16 protein-coding genes are annotated in these 17,672 nt (G+C 73.2%); 11 read left to right on the top strand and 5 right to left on the bottom strand.

What is annotated here, in order from left to right; genetic code table 11:
* Positions 1–2: 2 nt before the first annotated feature.
* Both CP980_RS02430 and CP980_RS02425 read right to left on the bottom strand, forming a co-directional pair.
* A complete protein-coding gene (locus tag CP980_RS02430; RefSeq protein ID WP_229907435.1) occupies positions 3–689 on the bottom strand; it encodes a LamG domain-containing protein in 687 nt (228 codons plus the stop codon).
* A 127-nt stretch (positions 690–816) separates the two neighbouring features.
* Positions 817–1,221: a DUF5997 family protein gene (locus tag CP980_RS02425; protein WP_099894553.1), complete on the bottom strand. Its 405-nt coding sequence runs from the start codon at positions 1,219–1,221 to the stop codon at positions 817–819.
* Positions 1,222–1,279: 58 nt separating this feature from the next.
* Here CP980_RS02425 and CP980_RS02420 point away from each other — a divergent pair, with 58 nt between their 5' ends.
* Positions 1,280–2,089: a LysR family transcriptional regulator substrate-binding protein gene (locus CP980_RS02420; protein WP_132753557.1), complete on the top strand. Its 810-nt coding sequence runs from the start codon at positions 1,280–1,282 to the stop codon at positions 2,087–2,089.
* 27 nt (positions 2,090–2,116) lie between these two features.
* Here CP980_RS02420 and CP980_RS02415 read toward each other — a convergent pair whose 3' ends face one another.
* The 3 genes from CP980_RS02415 to CP980_RS02405 form a co-directional block, all read right to left on the bottom strand.
* On the bottom strand, positions 2,117–2,857 hold the full coding sequence (locus CP980_RS02415; protein WP_150492456.1) for a PP2C family protein-serine/threonine phosphatase: 741 nt from the start codon (positions 2,855–2,857) through the stop codon (positions 2,117–2,119).
* A gap of 37 nt (positions 2,858–2,894) precedes the next feature.
* On the bottom strand, positions 2,895–4,028 hold the full coding sequence (locus CP980_RS02410) for a site-2 protease family protein (protein WP_150492455.1): 1,134 nt from the start codon (positions 4,026–4,028) through the stop codon (positions 2,895–2,897).
* A gap of 91 nt (positions 4,029–4,119) precedes the next feature.
* Entirely contained in the window at positions 4,120–4,476 is a 357-nt protein-coding gene (locus tag CP980_RS02405) for a hypothetical protein (protein ID WP_132753551.1), read from the bottom strand.
* A gap of 267 nt (positions 4,477–4,743) precedes the next feature.
* Between CP980_RS02405 and CP980_RS02400 the strand changes: the two genes are divergently transcribed.
* The 10 genes from CP980_RS02400 (at position 4,744) to CP980_RS02355 (ending at position 17,657) form a co-directional block, all read left to right on the top strand.
* Positions 4,744–6,864 carry a hypothetical protein gene (locus tag CP980_RS02400; protein WP_132753549.1) on the top strand — a complete coding sequence of 707 codons (2,121 nt, stop codon included), beginning with the start codon at positions 4,744–4,746 and terminating at the stop codon, positions 6,862–6,864.
* A 50-nt stretch (positions 6,865–6,914) separates the two neighbouring features.
* Positions 6,915–8,561 (top strand): ABC transporter substrate-binding protein, encoded by a 1,647-nt coding sequence (locus CP980_RS02395; protein WP_132753547.1) that lies wholly within the window; start codon positions 6,915–6,917, stop codon positions 8,559–8,561.
* A 376-nt stretch (positions 8,562–8,937) separates the two neighbouring features.
* The gene (locus tag CP980_RS02390; protein ID WP_132753545.1) at positions 8,938–10,752 is read left to right on the top strand and encodes an enoyl-CoA hydratase-related protein; all 1,815 of its coding nucleotides are present in this window, start codon (positions 8,938–8,940) and stop codon (positions 10,750–10,752) included.
* A 117-nt stretch (positions 10,753–10,869) separates the two neighbouring features.
* Positions 10,870–11,928: an NADH-quinone oxidoreductase subunit B family protein gene (locus tag CP980_RS02385; RefSeq protein WP_053693570.1), complete on the top strand. Its 1,059-nt coding sequence runs from the start codon at positions 10,870–10,872 to the stop codon at positions 11,926–11,928.
* 94 nt (positions 11,929–12,022) lie between these two features.
* Entirely contained in the window at positions 12,023–13,807 is a 1,785-nt protein-coding gene (locus CP980_RS02380) for a nickel-dependent hydrogenase large subunit (protein WP_132753543.1), read from the top strand.
* On the top strand, positions 13,804–14,325 hold the full coding sequence (locus tag CP980_RS02375) for a hypothetical protein (RefSeq protein WP_099894563.1): 522 nt from the start codon (positions 13,804–13,806) through the stop codon (positions 14,323–14,325). Before CP980_RS02380 ends, CP980_RS02375 begins: the two co-directional genes overlap by 4 nt.
* Positions 14,322–14,999, top strand: coding sequence for a DUF5947 family protein (locus CP980_RS02370; RefSeq protein ID WP_132753541.1), 678 nt, complete (start codon positions 14,322–14,324; stop codon positions 14,997–14,999). Before CP980_RS02375 ends, CP980_RS02370 begins: the two co-directional genes overlap by 4 nt.
* Entirely contained in the window at positions 14,996–15,697 is a 702-nt protein-coding gene (locus CP980_RS02365; protein ID WP_132753539.1) for a DUF6084 family protein, read from the top strand. Before CP980_RS02370 ends, CP980_RS02365 begins: the two co-directional genes overlap by 4 nt.
* Entirely contained in the window at positions 15,694–17,130 is a 1,437-nt protein-coding gene (locus tag CP980_RS02360; protein ID WP_150492454.1) for a hypothetical protein, read from the top strand. Before CP980_RS02365 ends, CP980_RS02360 begins: the two co-directional genes overlap by 4 nt.
* Complete coding sequence (locus tag CP980_RS02355; protein ID WP_132753535.1) at positions 17,127–17,657, top strand: hydrogenase maturation protease; 531 nt, start codon at positions 17,127–17,129, stop codon at positions 17,655–17,657. Before CP980_RS02360 ends, CP980_RS02355 begins: the two co-directional genes overlap by 4 nt.
* Positions 17,658–17,672: the final 15 nt, after the last annotated feature.

The raw sequence follows: 17,672 nt of genomic DNA, 5'->3' as shown, positions 1-17,672 counted from the left end.
CCCTAGCTGCGGTACACCCGCAGGTCCGAGACCACGTACGACATCTCCGAGACCGAGGGGTCGGGCGCCGGGTGGTAGCGGCCCGCGCACACGGAGAGGTTCACGATGAGGTACGCCCGCCAGCGCCGGCCCACCCCGCTGTGATCGGCGTAGGCACGGGTCCCGTTGACCCACCAGACCACCGAGTTCGTACCGAACCTGACCTTGAGGTCCACCCATGCGCCGGGGCGGATGGCGGGGTCGTGGAAGTAGTGCGAGCCACCGCCCCGGACGTGGTTGGAGAGCTCCAGCAGGTCCGGGTTGTCGGGGTGGTACTCGAAGACGTCGACCTCCTGGCCGCCGTCGCGCCAGGTCCAGATCGCGGGCCAGGCGCCGACCGCCTCGGGCAGCCGGACCCGGGCCTCCAGGACGTCTTCCGCGCGCAGCAGGAAACCCTCTTCGCTGCCCTCCGTGGTCAGCAGTCCGCTGTCCCAGTTGCCGTCGGGCCGCAGGCTCGCGCGGAAGGTCCCGCTGCGGCTGTACTCGGGGTCCTCGACCAGGTGGTCGAGTTTGTTGTCGCCCGGATTGACCGGGCCGCCGTCGGGAAAGGCGGAGGTCCGGCCGGCCACCCACCGGGAGGTCGAGCCGAAGTCGGCGGAGAAGACGAGGGTGCGGGGGCGCCGGAACGGGGCGAGGAGTTGCGAGATCACGCCGCAGGTCTGCCCGCGACACGCCGTCCGCATTCCGGTGATCTTTGTCGAAATACGGACGGGCGGGGCGCTTCAGGGCACTTCAGGCGTCAGGGGCGCCGCCCCGGCTCCCCGCGGCGCACGCGGGTCAGGAGCCGGACTGCTGGAGGCGCTCCGCCTTCTCGGCGTTCTTCTCCTTGATGCGGACCGCTTCCTTGCGGACCTCGGCCTGGGTGGCGCGCTCCTTCTGGAGCCACTCCGGGTTCTCCTGCTTCAGCGCGTCGATCTGCTCCGTGGTGAGGGCCTCGGTGACCCCGCCGCGGGCGAGGCCGGCGATCGAGACGCCGAGCTTGGACGCGACCACGGGACGGGGGTGCGGGCCGTTGCGTCGCAGTTCCTGCAGCCACTGGGGCGGCTCGGCCTGCAGCGCGTTCAGCTCGCTGCGGGTCACGACACCCTCCTGGAACTCAGCGGGGGTGGCTTCGAGGTACACACCCAGCTTCTTCGCCGCGGTGGCGGGCTTCATGGTCTGGGCGGTCTTGTGCGACGTCATGGGGTCAAGGGTATCGAGCGTGTGCGCTACTTCTGACCACGCCCGGTAATCTGGGCGGGTGACAGGCTCGGAAGCACCTCCCTCGGCATCACCCACGGCAGCTCCCTCGTTCCGGCTCGCGTACGCGCCCGGAGTGACCCCCGGGAAGTGGGTGCGGATCTGGAACGAGCGCCTGCCCGACGTCCCCCTGACCCTCCTCCAGATGCCCGCCGCGGAAGCCCCCGGCGCGCTGCGGGACGGTGGCGCCGACGCCGCCTTCGTACGGCTGCCGATCGACCGTACGGGCCTGGCCGCGATCCCCCTCTACACCGAGACCACCGTCGTCGTGGTGCCCAAGGACCACCTCGTGGCGGCCGCGGAGGAGGTCTCCACCGAGGACCTCGCCGACGAGATCGTGCTGCACCCGCTGGACGACACCCTGGAATGGGAGAGCCTGCCCGGGAAGCCCGCGTTCGAACGACCCGCCACGACGGCGGACGCGATCGAGCTGGTGGCGGCCGGGATCGGCGTCCTCGTCGTACCGCAGTCCCTGGCCCGCCTGCACCACCGCAAGGACCTCACGTACCGCACGGTGACGGACGCCCCGCAGTCCCGGGTCGCCCTGTCCTTCCCCGAACTCGACGGTGAACCCACCGACCTGGTCGAGGAGTTCATCGGGATCGTGCGCGGCCGGACCGTCAACAGCACACGCGGCCGGGGCGCCCCGACCCCGCCGCAGCCGAAGCAGCGGAAGCGCCCCGACGCGGCGGGCGGGGGGCGGAAGCCCGCGGCCGGGAAGTCCGGCGGCGGCAAGAACGCGCGCGGCGCCTCCGGCGGAGCCAAGGGAGCCAAGGGCGGCAAGGGCGGAAAGCCCCGGCGAGGCCGGTGAACCGCTCCGCGGGCCGCGGCGGCCCCCTCAGGAGCCGATCCTGACCAGGGCCAGCGTGATGTTGTCCGGGCCCCCGGCCTCGATGGCGGCCCTCCACAGCTCGAACGCCGCCTTGCCGTCGTCGTGCACCCGCAGCAGCTCGTCGAGCTCCTCCGGCGGCACCGGATCGGTCAGCCCGTCCGAGCACACCAGGTAGCGGGCTCCGGCGGGCAGCGGCTGCGTCGAGACGTGCGGGGTGATCCCGCCTTGCCGGCGGGATCCGCCCAGCGCCTGGGTCAGCAGCGAGGTGGTCCGCTGCCCCGGTTCCAGCGGCGGGTTGTCGTCCACGCTGACCTGCCGCAGCTCCTGCGCCGTGGCGTCGAGCACCCTGCTGTCGCCGACGTTGAACGAGATCAGCGAATCCTCCAGCACGACGGCACCCGCCACCGTGGTGCCCATCGTGGCCAGCTCCGGATCGCTGTCACCAGCCGCGTACACCGCGTGGTTGCACAGGGCGAGCGCCTCGCGGACGGCCCCCTCGCTGTCCAGGGAGGGCCCGAGCACCGCCAGTTGCCGTACGACCAGCGCACTGGCCACCTCTCCGGCCGGCTGTCCGCCGATCCCGTCGGCCACCGCCACCACGAGCGGCGCGCCGAGGGGGAACACGAAGGTCTGCGGATTGCGGGTCACACCGGCGCACAGGGTCCACGGCCCGACGACGAGGCTGTCCTCGTTGTGGTCGCGTACGAGCCCGGCATGGCTCAGGGCGCTCACGGCTACGTACGTCATCGCACCCCCATTGTCCCGCCGCGCGCGCAGGGCCGCCTCACCGCGGATCCGGGCCCCCGCCCAGCGCCTGCCGCTCCATGAGCCGGGTGACGTCCTTGGCGGTGACGATCCCCACCAGCCGGTCCGCGTCCACCACCAGCAACGGCAGACCGGTCCCCGGCCGCAGCGCGTCCAGGGCGGCGCCCAGCAGATCGCCCGGGGCCGCCACCGCGCACCGCTCCAGCGGGGTCGCCACCTCCCGCACGCGCAGCGCGTCCCGCCGCGCCTGCGGGATCCGGGCCAGCCCGCGCACGTGCACCACCCCGCTCGGGCGGCCGTCGAAATCGAGCAGCGGCAGTGCGGAATGCCGCGTGCGCACGGCCACCTCCTCGATGAACCGGCGCACGCTCAGCCAGTCCGCGCCCGTCGCCACCGGGCTGGACATGGCATCGGTGACGCGCACACCCCGCAGCCCGGTCTGCAGGACGGCGCGCTGGCGCTCCGCGCCCGCGACGAGCGTGATGAAGAGGCCGATGGCGACGAGCCACAGCCCGCCCGAGGAACCGCGCAGGAAGGAGACCCAGCCCAGGGCCGCCAGCAGCACCCCCATGACCTGTCCGCTGCGCGAGGCCGCCCGGTCGGCCCGGTCCCGGTCGCCCGTACGCCACCACAGCAGCGCCTGGAGCACCCGGCCGCCGTCCAGCGGAGAGGCCGGCAGCAGGTTGAAGACGCCGAGGAACAGGTTGGCCCAGCCCAGCCAGACCAGGACGGCGGCGGGCACCGCCCAGCCGAGCAGGGCGTGCAGGCCGATCCCCGCGCCGACCGCGGCGCCGCCGATGACCAGGCTGGTGAGGGGGCCGCTCACCGCGACCGCGAAGGCCGCCCTCGCGGTCTGGGGCCGGCCCATCCTGGTCATGCCGCCCAGCGCCCACAGGGTGACGTCCTCGACGGAGATCTTGCTGCGGCGGGCCGTGGCGGCGTGCGCGGTCTCGTGCAGGAGCAGGCTGCCCATCAGCAGCAGGGCCCCCACGACGCTGGCGAGGGTGTACACGGCGTTCGAGCGCCCCGGAGTCCACACGGGGAGGGTCTGACGGCCCAGGCCGTACGCGAACAGCACGACGAGCAGCGGCACGCTCCAGTGCATGCGCAGCGGCACTCCGACGACACGTCCGATGGGGACCGAGCCGTTCATCTTCGTCTCCTGCCGGCTCGGCAGTGTGCTTCCACCCCCATTGTCGCTCCGGGACGGCGGACCCGTACCGGAGCGACCGGCGGGGCGGGGCTCAGCCCTCCGTGGCGGCCGGAGCGGCCAGGGCCTCGTCGAGCTCCCACGCGTGGCGCTTGAACTCGCGCAGGAAGTCGCCGTGGTCCTCCCACTGGCGGGCGATGCCGCGCAGCACGTCCCAGTGGTGCTCCACCGACTGGTCGATGACCCGGCGCAGCGCCGGCTCGGCCGCCGCCCGCTTCTCGATGAGCCCCTTGACCGCCGAGGCCTCCAGCACGGCATTGCGCAGGGCGCGCAGCGCCCGGGAGGTGTCGTCCATCGAGAAACCGCGCTCGCTGCCCGTGGCCTCGTCGAACAGCGGGGTCAGCCGCGCCTCGATGAATGCGGTGATCCGCTCGAAGTGCTGCACGTCCATCGGGGCTCCATCTCGTCTGCTTCCGGGCGCGGCGGCTCCTTCGCCGGCGCGGATGAAGAATATCCGTTCAAGATCCGGTGCCGGCGGGCGGCGGCCCAGGAATGGGTGGAAGGCTTCCGCCCCATTCCCCATTGCTGCGTGTCCTTGCGGTGTTACCTTCCGTGTCGTCGGCGCGTGCGCCGCACTTTTCGGTTGGGGGGCGGGGGAATGGTGAGCGCAACGGCGGAGCTCGGCCATGCGGAAGGGACCGACGCTTTTCTACGGCACATGATCTGGCGGTATCCGGACCTGCGGCAGCCGGTGGTGGCCCTGCTCGGCCCCCGGCAGTCGGGCAAGACCACCATGCTCCGCTCCCTGTCCCAGGGATGCGGCTCCACGGTGGTCCACGCCCACCTCGACTTCCACGAGACGCCGCTGGACCCGGTGTCCGCGGCCGCCCTCGTGGCCTTCCAGATGATGCGGGGCTGGGACACGCTGCGCCGCAGCCCCGTCTTCCACCGCTTCGCCCTCGGGCTGCTGGCCCTCAACGAGAACCTGGAGCCGGACCGCGCCCGCGCCACGGACCAGATCAAAGGGCTGATCCAGCAGTACACGCGGGGCACCCGCCGCGGCAGGTTCGCCGCCCGGCTCGAAGAGGCGGTGGACGCCACGATGGACGTCGTGGCGACCGGCGCGCTCAGCCCGCTGGTGCAGGGCCAGGCGCGCGAAGTGGTCACCGCCGTACGGGACCGGGCCCGGCCGGTGATCGGATCGCTGCTCCAGAGCACCGCCCGCTGGGGCCTGCGCGACGCGCTGCGCTGGCACGTCGGCATACCGGAGGCGGAGGCCGCCGGCTCCCTGGACGCGCTGATCAGGCTGAGCTCGGCCTCGCGGTCGGCCGCGGTCGGGCCCCTGCTGGCGGCTTTCCTCGCCGATGCCAAGGACCAGGCGGAACGGCATCCGGCGCTGCGCTCCGGCTGTTCCTGCGAACTGCCGCCGCAATACGCCGGCCGGGCCGCCCGGCACGACCACGCGTGGGTCCTCTTCGTGGACGGCGCGCAGACCCCGGCCGGCCGGCGGTTCCTCGCCGCGCTCGTCGCCGCCCGCATACGCAACGAGCAGAACGAGCCGGGCTCGGGCGCCGCGGCCGACCCGCTCGTCGTCCTCGCCGCGTGCGACCAGTGGCAGCCGGAGTGGACCACCCGGTGGTGCGAGCCCTGGCGCACCACTCCGCTGCCGGACACCCCGCAGCGCCGCGTACCCCTCCTCACCCGTGCCACCCGTACGGGCTGGACCCGGCAGGACGAGGCCGGCGCCGGACCGGATCCCGCCTCCGCGGCGCACTACTGGTACCCGGTGTGGCTCGACCCGATGTCCGAGGAGCGGGTCTCGTACCTCACCGACGACAGCGCCTCCCTGGCCGCACCCGTCGCGGCGTCCGTCGTCCACGCCCTCACCGGCGGCCACTGGGGCGCGGCCCTGGCCCTCCAGGAGCAGCGCGAGAGCACGCCGCCGGATGCGGACGCCGCCGTACGGGACAGACCCCTGACCGCCGCGCTCGACGCCGACGGCAGACCCCTGTGGTCGCGCGCCCTGGAGGCCGGTCTCCCCGAAGGGCTCGCCGCGCCCGCGCCGGGCCGCACCACCGCGCCGCCCGCGGTCCTGGCGGCCGCCTACCTGGCGGACATGCGCACCGCCGACGACCCCCGCGTCCCGCCGGACATAGCCGACCTGCCGCGCAGCCTGGAGCTGTTGCGCCGCAACCTGTGGGTCAGCACCTTCTTCCACCGGCCCTCGCGGATCCGCGAGGTCGGCTGGGGCGACGCCGACAGACCCCCGGTGCTGCACCCCTGGCTGAGCCGCTGCGCGCTCACCGCCCTCTCCGCCGCCGCGCCCGCAGGCGCCGCCGACGGCGGAGAGGGGGAACGCCCCGCCGACCCGTGGCACGAGGTCTTCACCCGCCAGGGCCAGGCCCTCGCCTCCCTGGCCGCCACCCGCAACGGCTCGGGCCGCGGCGCCGCCCGCGAGGAACAACAGCTCTTCTACGACCTGGCCCTGGGCGCGTTCGGCCCCGTGGCCGAGGCACTGGCGGGCCGGTTCGACCGGGACCACCGCGCCTGGGTGCGCCTCCTCGACTACCTGGCTTCGGCGCCGTGCCGCCTGGTCCACGAGCGCTCCGCGCAGGAGGCGTACGCGGTCCTCCTCGCCGGGATCGAGGAGACGGGCCGGGACGTCGTGGCGGTCGCCACCGCCAAGCTCCTGGCCCTGCTGTGGCTGTACAACGACCCGCTCACCGAGCGCAGCCGGCGCTGGGACGCCCAGATCGAAGAGGGCTTCGAACGGCTCGCGCACAACTCCCGCCTGCTCGACGTCAGCGCCCTCCAGCAGGCGGGCGCGCTGTTCGCCTGACCCCTCCGCGCCACGCCGCCGCGTGGCCGGGCGCACCGCAAGGAGTCCTCATGCCCGCAGGTGTACGCAACCCCCGACTCGGCCGGCTGCGCCGCCACCCGGTGCTCTCCCTGGCCGCAGCCCTCCTCCTCCTGGCCGGTGCCGTGTTCGGCGGCGCATGGGGCTACCGGGTGCTGTTCCCGCCGGACCTATCGTGCGGGGCCGGGATGACCGCCGCCGGAAAACCGGCGGCGTGCGTCGGCGTGAACCTCGACAGCACGCCCTTCACCAAGGGCGAACCGGAGCGCATGCGCAAGCTGGAGGACGCGGTCCGCACCGCCAACCAGGCGGTGAAGGGAAACACCACCAGCGTCGTGCTGATGCTGAACTTCTCGCCCGTGGAAGACGTGGACACGCTGACCTACGAGTCGCTGTACCCCAACATCGAGGGGGCCATGACCGCGGTCTGGCGCGCCAACAACACGGCCGCGTACGGCAGTACACCTGGGGTCAAGCTGTACCTGGCCAACATGGGGAGCCAGTACGGGTCCTGGCAGCAGGCGGTCGCCGGGATCGGCAAGTACGCGGAGGCCGAGCACATCTCGGCGGTCGTGGGCCTCGGCCAGAGCACCGAGCAGACCCGGCAGGCCGCCGCGGCCATTTCCGCCCAACTGCACATCCCCGTCATCGGATCGACCGTCACCGGCAACTCCATGAACGTGGACCCCTCGGACCCGGCGGGCAAGCGGCCGATCCCCGACATGTTCCGCGTCTCGCCCACCAACTCCGACTCCGTCATCGCGGCCGCCCAGTACGTGACGGGACTGCGCCCGGCCGTGACCTCGCTCGCGGTGGTGGCGGACAGCGTCGCCGGCGACGACTACACGGCCACGCTGGCGGCGGAGGCCAAGACCCGTTTCCAGGCACCGGACCGCACGGTGACGGTGCTCCCGTACACCTCGCCCCGCAGCCTGCCGAGCGGAGCCGGCCGCCAGGACTACCTGGTCCAGCAGTTCAACCTGATGCACGCCAACCTGTGCCAGGCCGCGCCCTCCGTCGTCTACTTCGCCGGTCGGGGCCGCGACCTCGGAGCCTTCGTGCAGAACTGGGTGCAGGGCAGCCCCTGCGGCACCGCCCAGCTGCGCATCGTGGTCGGGGACGACGCGTCCGAGGCCATCCGCGACGACGCGGTCCTCAAGGGCGTCGCCTCCGGCCGGGTCACGGTGGTGTACACGGCCCTGGCCAGTCCGGACGAGTGGGGGACCGAATGCCCCGGATCGGACGCCAAGCGCAACTACGACCAGTTCTGGTCGGCGTTCACCGGCCGGCCGGACCCCTGCACGAAGCAGCCCCTGGCCACCACCCAGTCCGGCGCGCAGCCGCTGTCCTTCGACCCCGCGGACCTCGCCAGCGGCCAGGCCATGCTCTCGCACGACGCCGCCGTCGCCGCGATCAGCGCGGCCCGGCACGACGAGGCGGGCCTGAGGAACCCGGGGCTGGAGACCGGCATCCTCCACCAGTTCTACTGCGCGCAGATGCTCCCGGGGGCGAGTGGCTGGCTCTCGTTCGGCGCCGACGGCAACCCGGTCGGCAAGCCCACCCCCATCGTCCAGCTGGGCCCGGACGGGGCGACGAAGACCGTCACCCTCACCTGGCCGGGCTCCGCCCCCAACCTGAGCCTGCCGCAGCGCGGCGGTACGGGCGCCCCGGGCTGCTGACGGCACCGGGACCCCGGCCGGTCCACTGACGGCAGGCGTCGGTGGACCGGTCCCGCGCCCGCGGCAGACCACCGCCGGCTGCCCCGCCGATGCCGGTGCACCCCAGCGAGCACGCCGCGAACACCTTCCCCGCCCTGCCCGTACGCGCCGGCGAGGGCGCCCCCTCGGCTGATCCGGACCGCTTCGCGGCGCCCGGGGCTCCGGCCGGCGGGGGACCGTGCCCGTCGCCCTCCACCAGGTGGCGGTCCCGGGTGGCCACTTCCGGGTGACACCCCCGTAGGCCTCAGCGGCCCGCGGGCGCCCGTGACCGACGATCGCCAGCGGCCGTACCTGCCGCGGCCGCAGATCGCCGGGGGCCGGACGCTTGGGAGATCACGTGCACATCCTGCTCGCCGCCAGCGCGTTCAACAGTCTCACCCAGCGCGTGCACGCGGAACTGAGGGACCGCGGGCACAGCGTGGCGGTCGAGCTCGCCCTGCCCGGCGTCTCCCTGGCCGAAGCCGTCGACCGCCACCGGCCTGACCTGGTGCTCGCGCCGATGCTGAAGACGCCCATCCCCAGGGAAGTCTGGTCCGCGCACACGTGCCTGATCGTCCACCCGGGGCCCGTGGGCGACCGCGGACCCTCCTCGCTCGACTGGGCCGTCACCGAGGACGCCACCCGCTGGGGCGTGACCGTCCTCCAGGCCTGCGAGGAGATGGACGCGGGCGACGTCTGGGCCACTGCGGACTGCCCGCTGCCCCCCGTCGGCAAGAGCGACGCGTACCGCGGCGAGATCGCCGACGCCGCCCTGTCCGCCGTCCTGACGGCCGTCGACCGCTTCGCCTCCGGTACCTACGTCCCCCAGCGGCAGCTCTCCGGCCGCACCCGGCCGTACCTGCGCCAGGAACTGCGCCGCATCGACTGGGCGAACGACTCCACGCGGAGCGTCGTCCGCGCGCTGCGCGCCGCCGATTCCCAGCCCGGCGTACTCGACGAGCTGCTCGGCGGCCAGTGGTTCCTGCACGGCGGCCACCCCGAGGACCTGCTGCGCGGCCGCCCCGGCGAGCTGATCGCCACCCGCGCGGGCGCGATCTGCCGGGCCACCGTCGACGGAGCCGTGTGGATCCCCGAGCTGCGGGCGCGGCGCATGCCCGGGGAGCCGGGCGGGCCGGCCCCCGTCAAGCTCCCCGCCACCCTCGCCCTCGGCGACCGCCTGCCGCCGCTCCCCGAGATCCCCGCGCCGACCTGGGCCGACGCCGACGACGCCGACACGCGCGCGGACGCGGACACGGACGCCCCGCGCACCTGGTCGGACATCACCTACCGGGAACGGGGCGGCGCCGGCTTCCTCACGTTCTCCTTCCCCGGCGGCGCGATGAGCACCACGCAGTGCCGGCGCCTGCTCGCCGCCTACCGGGAGGCCTGCACCCGGCCCGTCTCCGTCCTCGTCCTCGGCGGTGGCCGCGACTTCTTCTCCAACGGCATCCACCTCGGAGTCATCGAGGCGGCCGCCGACCCGGCCGAGGAGTCCTGGGCCAACATCAACGCCATGGACGACCTGGTCGAGGCCGTCCTGACCACCACCGACCGGTTCGTCGTGGCCGCCCTCGGCGGCAACGCGGCCGCCGGCGGGGCCATGCTCGCCCTCGCGGCCGACGAGGTCTGGTGCCGCAGCGGCGTCGTCCTCAACCCGCACTACCGCTTGATGGGCCTGTACGGATCCGAGTACTGGACCTACACCCTGCCCCGCCGGACCGGCACCGGCGTCGCGCAGCGCCTCACCGCCGACGCCCTGCCGATCAGCGCCGAGGCCGCCCGCCGGCTCGGGCTGGTCGACCGTACGATCGACTGCGCCCCGCAGGAGTTCGCGGACGAGACGTCCCGGCTCGCCGTCCGCGTGGCGGACTCGCCCGCCGTCCTGTCCCGGATCGCCGGCAAGAAGGCCCGCCGCGACGCCGACGAGAGCGTCCGCCCGCTGGCCGCCTACCGGGAGGACGAGCTGGCCCGGATGCGGGAGACCTTCTTCGACCCGCAGGCCCCGTACCACGCCCTGCGCCGCGCCTTCGTACGCAAGGAACCCGCCGACCGCACCCCGCCCCACCTGGTGCGCACGGTGCCCGGACGGCGTACGGCCCCGCTGCCCTCCCGGCGGCCCCGGGTCACTGGACCGGCCGTACAAGACAGGGCGCCGGACCCGGCCGACTGCTAGCAAGAAGGGTGAGGCCGGCGCGGAGCACCTGCCCGTCAGCCGTCCCCGTTCTCGTTCCCGTCCGCGTCCCCCGGCCCCACCCACCCCCCCCGCATCCCCTTCCAAGGAGCGATCCTCATGGATGCAGCAACGCCGAGCACGGCGGTAGAGGACCCCCCGATCCACATCCTCTGGATCAACGCCGGACTGAGCTGCGACGGCGACTCGGTGTCCCTGACGGCAGCGATGCAGCCCAGCATCGAAGAGATCGTCATGGGCGTCCTCCCGGGACTGCCCAAGATCGCCGTGCACTGGCCGCTGATCGACTTCGAGTGCGGACCGGTCGGCGGCGCCGACACCTTCATCGAGTGGTTCTTCAAGGGGGAGCGCGGGGAGATCGACCCCTTCGTGCTCGTCGTCGAAGGCTCGATCCCCAACGAGAAGATCAAGCCCGAGGGCTACTGGTGCGGCTTCGGCGACGACCCCGAGACCGGCCAGCCGATCACCACCAGCGAGTGGATCGACCGCCTCGCGCCCAAGGCCCTCGCCGTGGTGGCGATCGGCACCTGCGCCACGTACGGCGGCATCCATGCCATGGAGGGCAACCCCACCGGCGCCATGGGCGTGCCCGACTACCTCGGCTGGGACTGGACCTCCAAGGCCGGCATCCCGATCGTGTGCGTGCCCGGCTGCCCGATCCAGCCGGACAACTTCTCCGAGACCCTCACCTACCTGCTCTACCAGGCGGCCGGCTCCGCGCCGATGATCCCGCTGGACGACAAGCTGCGTCCCACCTGGCTCTTCGGCGCCACCGTGCACGAGGGCTGCGACCGGGCCGGCTACTACGAGCAGGGTGAGTTCGCGCAGACCTACGACTCGCCCAAGTGCCTGGTCAAACTCGGCTGCTGGGGTCCCGTCGTCAAGTGCAACGTGCCCAAGCGCGGCTGGATGAACGGCATCGGCGGCTGCCCGAACGTCGGCGGCATCTGCATCGCCTGCACCATGCCGGGCTTCCCCGACAAGTTCATGCCGTTCATGGACGAACCCCCCGGCGCCAAGGTCTCCGCCACCGCGAGCGGGGTGTACGGAACGCTGATCCGCAAGCTCAGGTCGATCACCGAGCACACCGTGGACCAGGAGCCCAAGTGGCGCCATCCCGGACGGCAGTTGACCACCGGCTACCGCAAGCCCTGGTGACCCCCGCCGCCCCGGCTGCGCCCGCCACCCCGTCCACCGCACCGGCTCCACGTACCTCCAGCTCCCGGCTCCAAGAAGGGTCACGGCAGACAAGATGACACCGAAGACGAAGGCGGCCGGTGACGGCAGCGGCCTGGTGGAGATGGCCTGGGATCCGATCACCCGGATCGTGGGCAGTCTCGGCATCCACACGAAGATCGACTTCAAGCAGAAGAAGGTCGCGGAGTGCTACAGCACCTCGTCCGTCTTCCGCGGCTACAGCGTCTTCATGCGCGGCAAGGACCCCCGCGACGCGCACTTCATCACCAGCCGCATCTGCGGGATCTGCGGCGACAACCACGCCACCTGCTCCGTCTACGCCCAGAACATGGCGTACGGGGTGAAGCCGCCCCACCTCGCCGAGTGGATCATCAACCTGGGCGAGTCGGCGGAGTACATGTTCGACCACAACATCTTCCAGGAGAACCTGGTCGGGGTCGACTACTGCGAGAAGATGGTCCGCGAGACCAACCCCGGCGTCCTCGAACTCGCCGAGCGCACCGAGGCCCCGCACGCCGGGGACCACGGCTACCGCACCATCGCCGACATCATGCGCTCGCTCAACCCCATCGAGGGCGAGTTCTACCGCGAGGCCCTCCAGGTCAGCCGGTACACGCGCGAGATGTTCTGCCTGATGGAGGGCCGCCATGTGCACCCCTCCACCCTCTACCCGGGCGGCGTCGGCACCATCGCCTCCGTCCAGCTCTTCACGGACTACATGAGCCGCCTCATGCGGTACTGCGAGTTCATGAAGAAGGTCGTCCCGCTCCACGACGACCTCTTCGACTTCTTCTACGAGGCCCTGCCCGGGTACGAGGAGGTCGGCCGCAGGCGCGTCCTGCTCGGCTGCTGGGGCGCGCTCAACGACCCCGAGTACTGCGACTTCACGTACGCCAACATGACCGACTGGGGACGGAAGATGTTCGTCACCCCGGGCGTGGTGGTGGACGGGAAGCTGGTCACCAACGACCTCACCGAGATCAACCTCGGCATCCGCATCCTGCTCGGCAGCTCGTACTACGACGACTGGCAGGGCCAGGAGAAGTTCGTCACCCACGACCCGCTCGGCAACCCGGTCGACGCCCGCCACCCGTGGAACCAGCACACCATCCCGGCCCCGCAGAAGCGGAACTTCGACGACAAGTACAGCTGGGTGATGTCCCCGCGCTGGTTCGACGGCAAGGACCACCTCGCCCTCGACACGGGCGGCGGCCCCATCGCCCGCCTGTGGTCCACCGCCCTGTCCGGGCTGGTGCACACCGACTACGTCCAGGCCACCGGCCACAGCGTGGTCATCACCCTGCCCCGCACCATGACCAAGCCCGAGACCCGCTTCGAGTGGCAGATCCCGAAGTGGAGCAACGCGCTGGAACGCAACCGCGCCCGCACGTACTTCCAGGCGTACGCGGCCGCCATCGCGCTGCACTGCGCGGAGAAGGGCCTGGCCGAGGTCCGCGCCGGACGCACCCAGACCTGGGAGAAGTTCGAGGTTCCGGACGAGTCCATCGGAGTCGGCTTCACCGAGGCCGTGCGCGGCGTGCTCTCGCACCACATGGTGATCCGGGACGGCAAGATCGCCAACTACCACCCGTACCCGCCCACCCCGTGGAACGCCAGCACCCGCGACACCTTCGGCACCCCCGGACCGTACGAGGACGCCGTCCAGAACACCCCGATCTTCGAGGAGAACTCCCCGGAGAACTTCAAGGGCATCGACATCATGCGCGCCGTGCGCAGCTTCGACCCCTGCCTGCCCTGCGGCGTCCACATGTACGTCGGCAGCGGCAAGACGGTCAAGCAGATGCACGTGCCCACCGGCCTGAGCGGACTGGGCGGATGAGCGTGACGGTGACCGACGCCCGCGAGGCGGGCCGGCGGGTGGACGAGGTCCTCGACCGGCTGGCCGCCTCCGGCGACCGCGCGGCCTGCGCCGCGGCCGAGGAACTCGTGCGCGTGCTCATGGACTTCTACGGGGCCGGGCTCGCCCGCATCGTGGAGCGGCTCGGCGTGGAGCGCCTCGGCGGCCTGCTGGACGACGAGCTCGTCGCGAGCCTGCTGGCCCTGCACGACCTGCACCCCGAGGACGTCCACGCCCGGATCGCCCGCGCCCTGGACTCCGTACGGGACCCCGTGGAGCTCGTCGGCTTCGACGCGGCGACCGGCGTGCTGCGCCTGCGCTCCGCCCCGGGCGGCGGCTGTGGCTGCGGTTCCGGCGGGGACGCCGTACCGCAGGGCGTCGAGGACGCGCTGGCCTGCTTCGCGCCCGAGGTGACCTCGGTGGAGCTCGAAGCGGCCGAACCGCCCCTGCCCCTGCTCCAGATCGGCACCCGCCCGCAGGCCCCGGCGCGGGCCCGGTGAGCGCGACGCACCCCTGGACGGCGGCGGAGCCCGCAGCCCCGGCCGGCCCGCGCGGGCTGCGCCGGTTCACCGGGCCCCGGCCGCCCCGGGTCGAGCGCTGCGAACTGTGCGCGGTGGCGGTCCCCGAGGACGGCCACCGCCACCTGGTGGAGGTCGAGAAGAGGGCCCTGGTCTGCGCCTGCACCGCCTGCGCCCTCCTGTTCGACCGGCCCGGCGCCGCCACCGGGCGCTTCCGCGCCGTCCCCGACCGCTACCTCACCGACCCGGACCACCGGCTCGGCGACGGCGCCTGGGAGCGGCTCCAGATCCCGGTCGGCGTCGCCTTCTTCTTCCGCAACGCCGCCCTCGACCGGCTGGTCGCGCTCTACCCCAGCCCGGCCGGAGCCACCGAGAGCGAACTGGACCCGGCCACCTGGCAGGACGTCCTCGGCGGCGGCGCGCTCGCCGCGCTGCTCGAACCCGATGTCGAGGCGCTGCTGCTGCGCCGGACCGGCGGCCGCACCGAGTGCTACCTCGTGCCCATCGACATCTGCTACGAGCTGGTGGGGCGGATGCGGCTGCTGTGGCAGGGCTTCGACGGCGGGGCCGAGGCCCGCGCCGCGCTCGACGCCTTCTTCGCCCAGGTGGAGCGCCGGGCCAAGGTCCCGGCCGGGGCGGGGGAGGGGCGGCCGTGACCGACTTCTCCTTCGCGTGCACCGGGGTCCGCGCCGACCCGTACGCGGCTGGCCCCACCCTCGTGTTCCGGCTGCGCATCACCACCGCCCCGGACAAACGCGTCCACGCCCTGGCGCTGCGCTGCCAGATCCGCATCGAGCCGGCCCGGCGCGGCTACGGCTCGGGCGAAGCGGCCGCGCTCCACGACCTGTTCGGGGAGCGGGCCCGGTGGGGGAACACCCTCCAGCCCCTCCAGTTCGCCCAGGTCTCGGTGATGGTCCCCAGTTTCACCGGGGAGACCGAGACCGACGTCGTCGTACCGTGCTCGTACGACATGGACATCGCCTCCGGCCGCTACCTCAGCGCCCTGGAGGAGGGTGAGGCGCCGCTGCTGATGCTGTTCTCGGGAACCGCCTTCACCGGAGCCGGGGGCTTCCAGGTCGAGCCGGTCCCCTGGGACCGCGAGGCCCCGTTCCGGATGCCCGCCGAGGTGTGGCGGGAGATGGTCGAGCAGCACTTCCCCGGCTGCGGCTGGCTGCGGCTGCCCCGCGACACCATGGCGGAGCTGCTCGCCTACCGCTCCCGCCACGCGCTCGCCTCCTGGGAGGCGACCGTACGGGCCCTGCTGGACGCGGCGTCGGCGGCCGAGCCGCCGCCCCCGGACCCCGCCTGGGCGGGCGCCGTACTGCCGCGGGCCGCCGAGAGGAGCGCGCCATGACCACGACGGCCCTGCCCGACTCCCGCTTCGCCGTCGCCCGGCAGGTGGCCGACGCGGTCCTCTTCGAGGGGTACGTCCTCTACCCGTACCGGGCCTCCGCGGCGAAGAACCGGCTGCGCTGGCAGTTCGGCGTCCTGGTCCCGCCCGCGTGGGGCCCCGCTCACGGCGAGCATTCCTTCCAGCGCACCGAAGTGGTCATGGAACCCCGGGGCGCGGCCACCCTCGCCGTCGAGCTGCGCTTCCTGCACGCGCAGCGCCGGACGGTCGAAGAGGTCCGCCCGGACGGCTCGTTCGCGGTCGTTCCCGAGCTGCACCGGCCCGACCGGGTGCTGGTCCCGTGGGACGAGGGAACCGAGGAGCGGGTCGAAATGACCGTCGCCGTGGCCGAGTTGGAGGAGGGCGAGGTCTCGCTGCCCTTCGCCCGGCCCGCCCGCGAGGAGACCGAACCCGTCCTCGGCGCCGACGGGCGGGAGGTCGGCCGGCTGGTCCGGCGCACCGAGCGTGCCGACGGCGTGCTGCGGCTGCGCGCCGAGCAACTGGACGTACCCTACCGGGCGTTCAAACTCATCGCCGTGGTCGAGAACACGAGCGCCTGGGCCCCGGGCACCGACCCCGCCGGGGGAGCGGAGCGCGATGCGGCGCTGCCCCGCTCGCTGGTCGCGGCCCACCTCCTGCTGGGCCTGAGCGCCGGGTCCTTCCTCTCGATGACCGACCCGCCCGAGTGGGCCAAGGCCTCCGTCGCCACCTGCGCCAACCGGCACACCTGGCCCGTCCTGGCCGGAGAACCGGGCAGCAGCGACGTGGTGCTGTCCTCGCCGATCATCCTGGAGGACCACCCCGGCATCGCCCCCGAGAGCATCGGGGCCATGTACGACGCCACCGAGATCGACGAGATCCTCGCCCTGCGCACGGCGGCCCTCACCGACCAGGAGAAGCGCGAGGCCCGCGGCACCGACTCCCGCGCGGCCGCCGTCATCGACCTGGCCGAGAGCATGCCGCCCGAGGTACTGGAACGCCTGCACGGCGCGGTCCGCGCGCTGCGCGAGATCACCGACCCCGGATCACCCGCGGCCACCCCCGAGTCGTTCGCCGAACTCTTCGACGAGGACCCCGTGTTCCGGCCGGAGACCCCCTGGTGGGACCCGGCGCACGCGGACCCCGCCGGTCCGTCCCCCGACCGGGTCCTGATCGACGGGACCCCGGTGGGCCCCGGCAGCCGCGTGGTCCTGCGCCCGGGCCTGCGGCGCACCGACGCCCAGGACCTGTTCCTCCAAGGCGCCGCCGCCAGGGTCGAGGCCGTCCTCCACGACGTCGACGGCGGAGTGCACCTCGCCGTCACCGTCGAAGGGGACCCGGGCGCCGACATCCGCCGCGAACAGGGCCGGTTCCTCTACTTCCAGCCCGACGAGGTCGCGCCCCTGGAGGAGGCGTGAGCAGCCGCGTCCTGGTCGCCGGCATCGGCAACGTCTTCCTCGGCGACGACGGGTTCGGCGTCGAGACCGTCCGGCGGCTGACCGGGCCCGGGCACGGGCTGCCCGAGCACGTCGAGGTGGTGGACATCGGCGTGCGCGGCGTCCACCTCGCCTACCAGCTCCTCGACGGCTACGACACCCTCGTCCTCGTCGACGCCACCGCCCGCGGCGCAGCGCCCGGCACCCTGTACCTGATCGAGGCCGCGGAGCCCGGCTCCCTCGCCCCGCAGGGCCCCGTACTCGACGGGCACCAGATGTCCCCCGACGCGGTGCTCGCCCTGCTGGACACCCTGTGCGCCGGTACCGGCACCTCGCCGCCCCGGCGGATCTGGGTCGTCGGCTGCGAACCCGGCTGCCTGGAGGAGGGCATCGGCCTGAGCGCCCCGGTGGCCGCGGCGGTCCCGGAAGCCGTACGGATGGTCCTGGACCTGGTCCGCCACCCGGACGGGGAACCGCTCGACCACGAGCACAACGCCACCGCCAACTGAGGAGAACCGAGGAGA

It is taken from the genome of Streptomyces vinaceus (assembly GCF_008704935.1).
GTDB classification, from domain to species: domain Bacteria; phylum Actinomycetota; class Actinomycetes; order Streptomycetales; family Streptomycetaceae; genus Streptomyces; species Streptomyces vinaceus.
Note: the sequence above shows the minus strand (reverse complement) of the source record. Positions and strands in the feature narration are given on the sequence as shown.

Excerpts from the sequence above, each read along its gene's own strand:
- CP980_RS02385 (WP_053693570.1), top strand. The coding sequence starts at position 10,870 with ATGGATGCAGCAACGCCGAGCACGGCGGTAGAGGACCCCCCGATCCAC.
- CP980_RS02415 (WP_150492456.1), bottom strand. The coding sequence starts at position 2,857 with ATGACGTACGTAGCCGTGAGCGCCCTGAGCCATGCCGGGCTCGTACGC.
- CP980_RS02425 (WP_099894553.1), bottom strand. The coding sequence starts at position 1,221 with ATGACGTCGCACAAGACCGCCCAGACCATGAAGCCCGCCACCGCGGCG.
- CP980_RS02400 (WP_132753549.1), top strand. The coding sequence starts at position 4,744 with ATGATCTGGCGGTATCCGGACCTGCGGCAGCCGGTGGTGGCCCTGCTC.
- CP980_RS02405 (WP_132753551.1), bottom strand. The coding sequence starts at position 4,476 with ATGGACGTGCAGCACTTCGAGCGGATCACCGCATTCATCGAGGCGCGG.
- CP980_RS02395 (WP_132753547.1), top strand. The coding sequence starts at position 6,915 with ATGCCCGCAGGTGTACGCAACCCCCGACTCGGCCGGCTGCGCCGCCAC.
- CP980_RS02375 (WP_099894563.1), top strand. The coding sequence starts at position 13,804 with ATGAGCGTGACGGTGACCGACGCCCGCGAGGCGGGCCGGCGGGTGGAC.
- CP980_RS02360 (WP_150492454.1), top strand. The coding sequence starts at position 15,694 with ATGACCACGACGGCCCTGCCCGACTCCCGCTTCGCCGTCGCCCGGCAG.
- CP980_RS02380 (WP_132753543.1), top strand. The coding sequence starts at position 12,023 with ATGACACCGAAGACGAAGGCGGCCGGTGACGGCAGCGGCCTGGTGGAG.
- CP980_RS02410 (WP_150492455.1), bottom strand. The coding sequence starts at position 4,028 with ATGAACGGCTCGGTCCCCATCGGACGTGTCGTCGGAGTGCCGCTGCGC.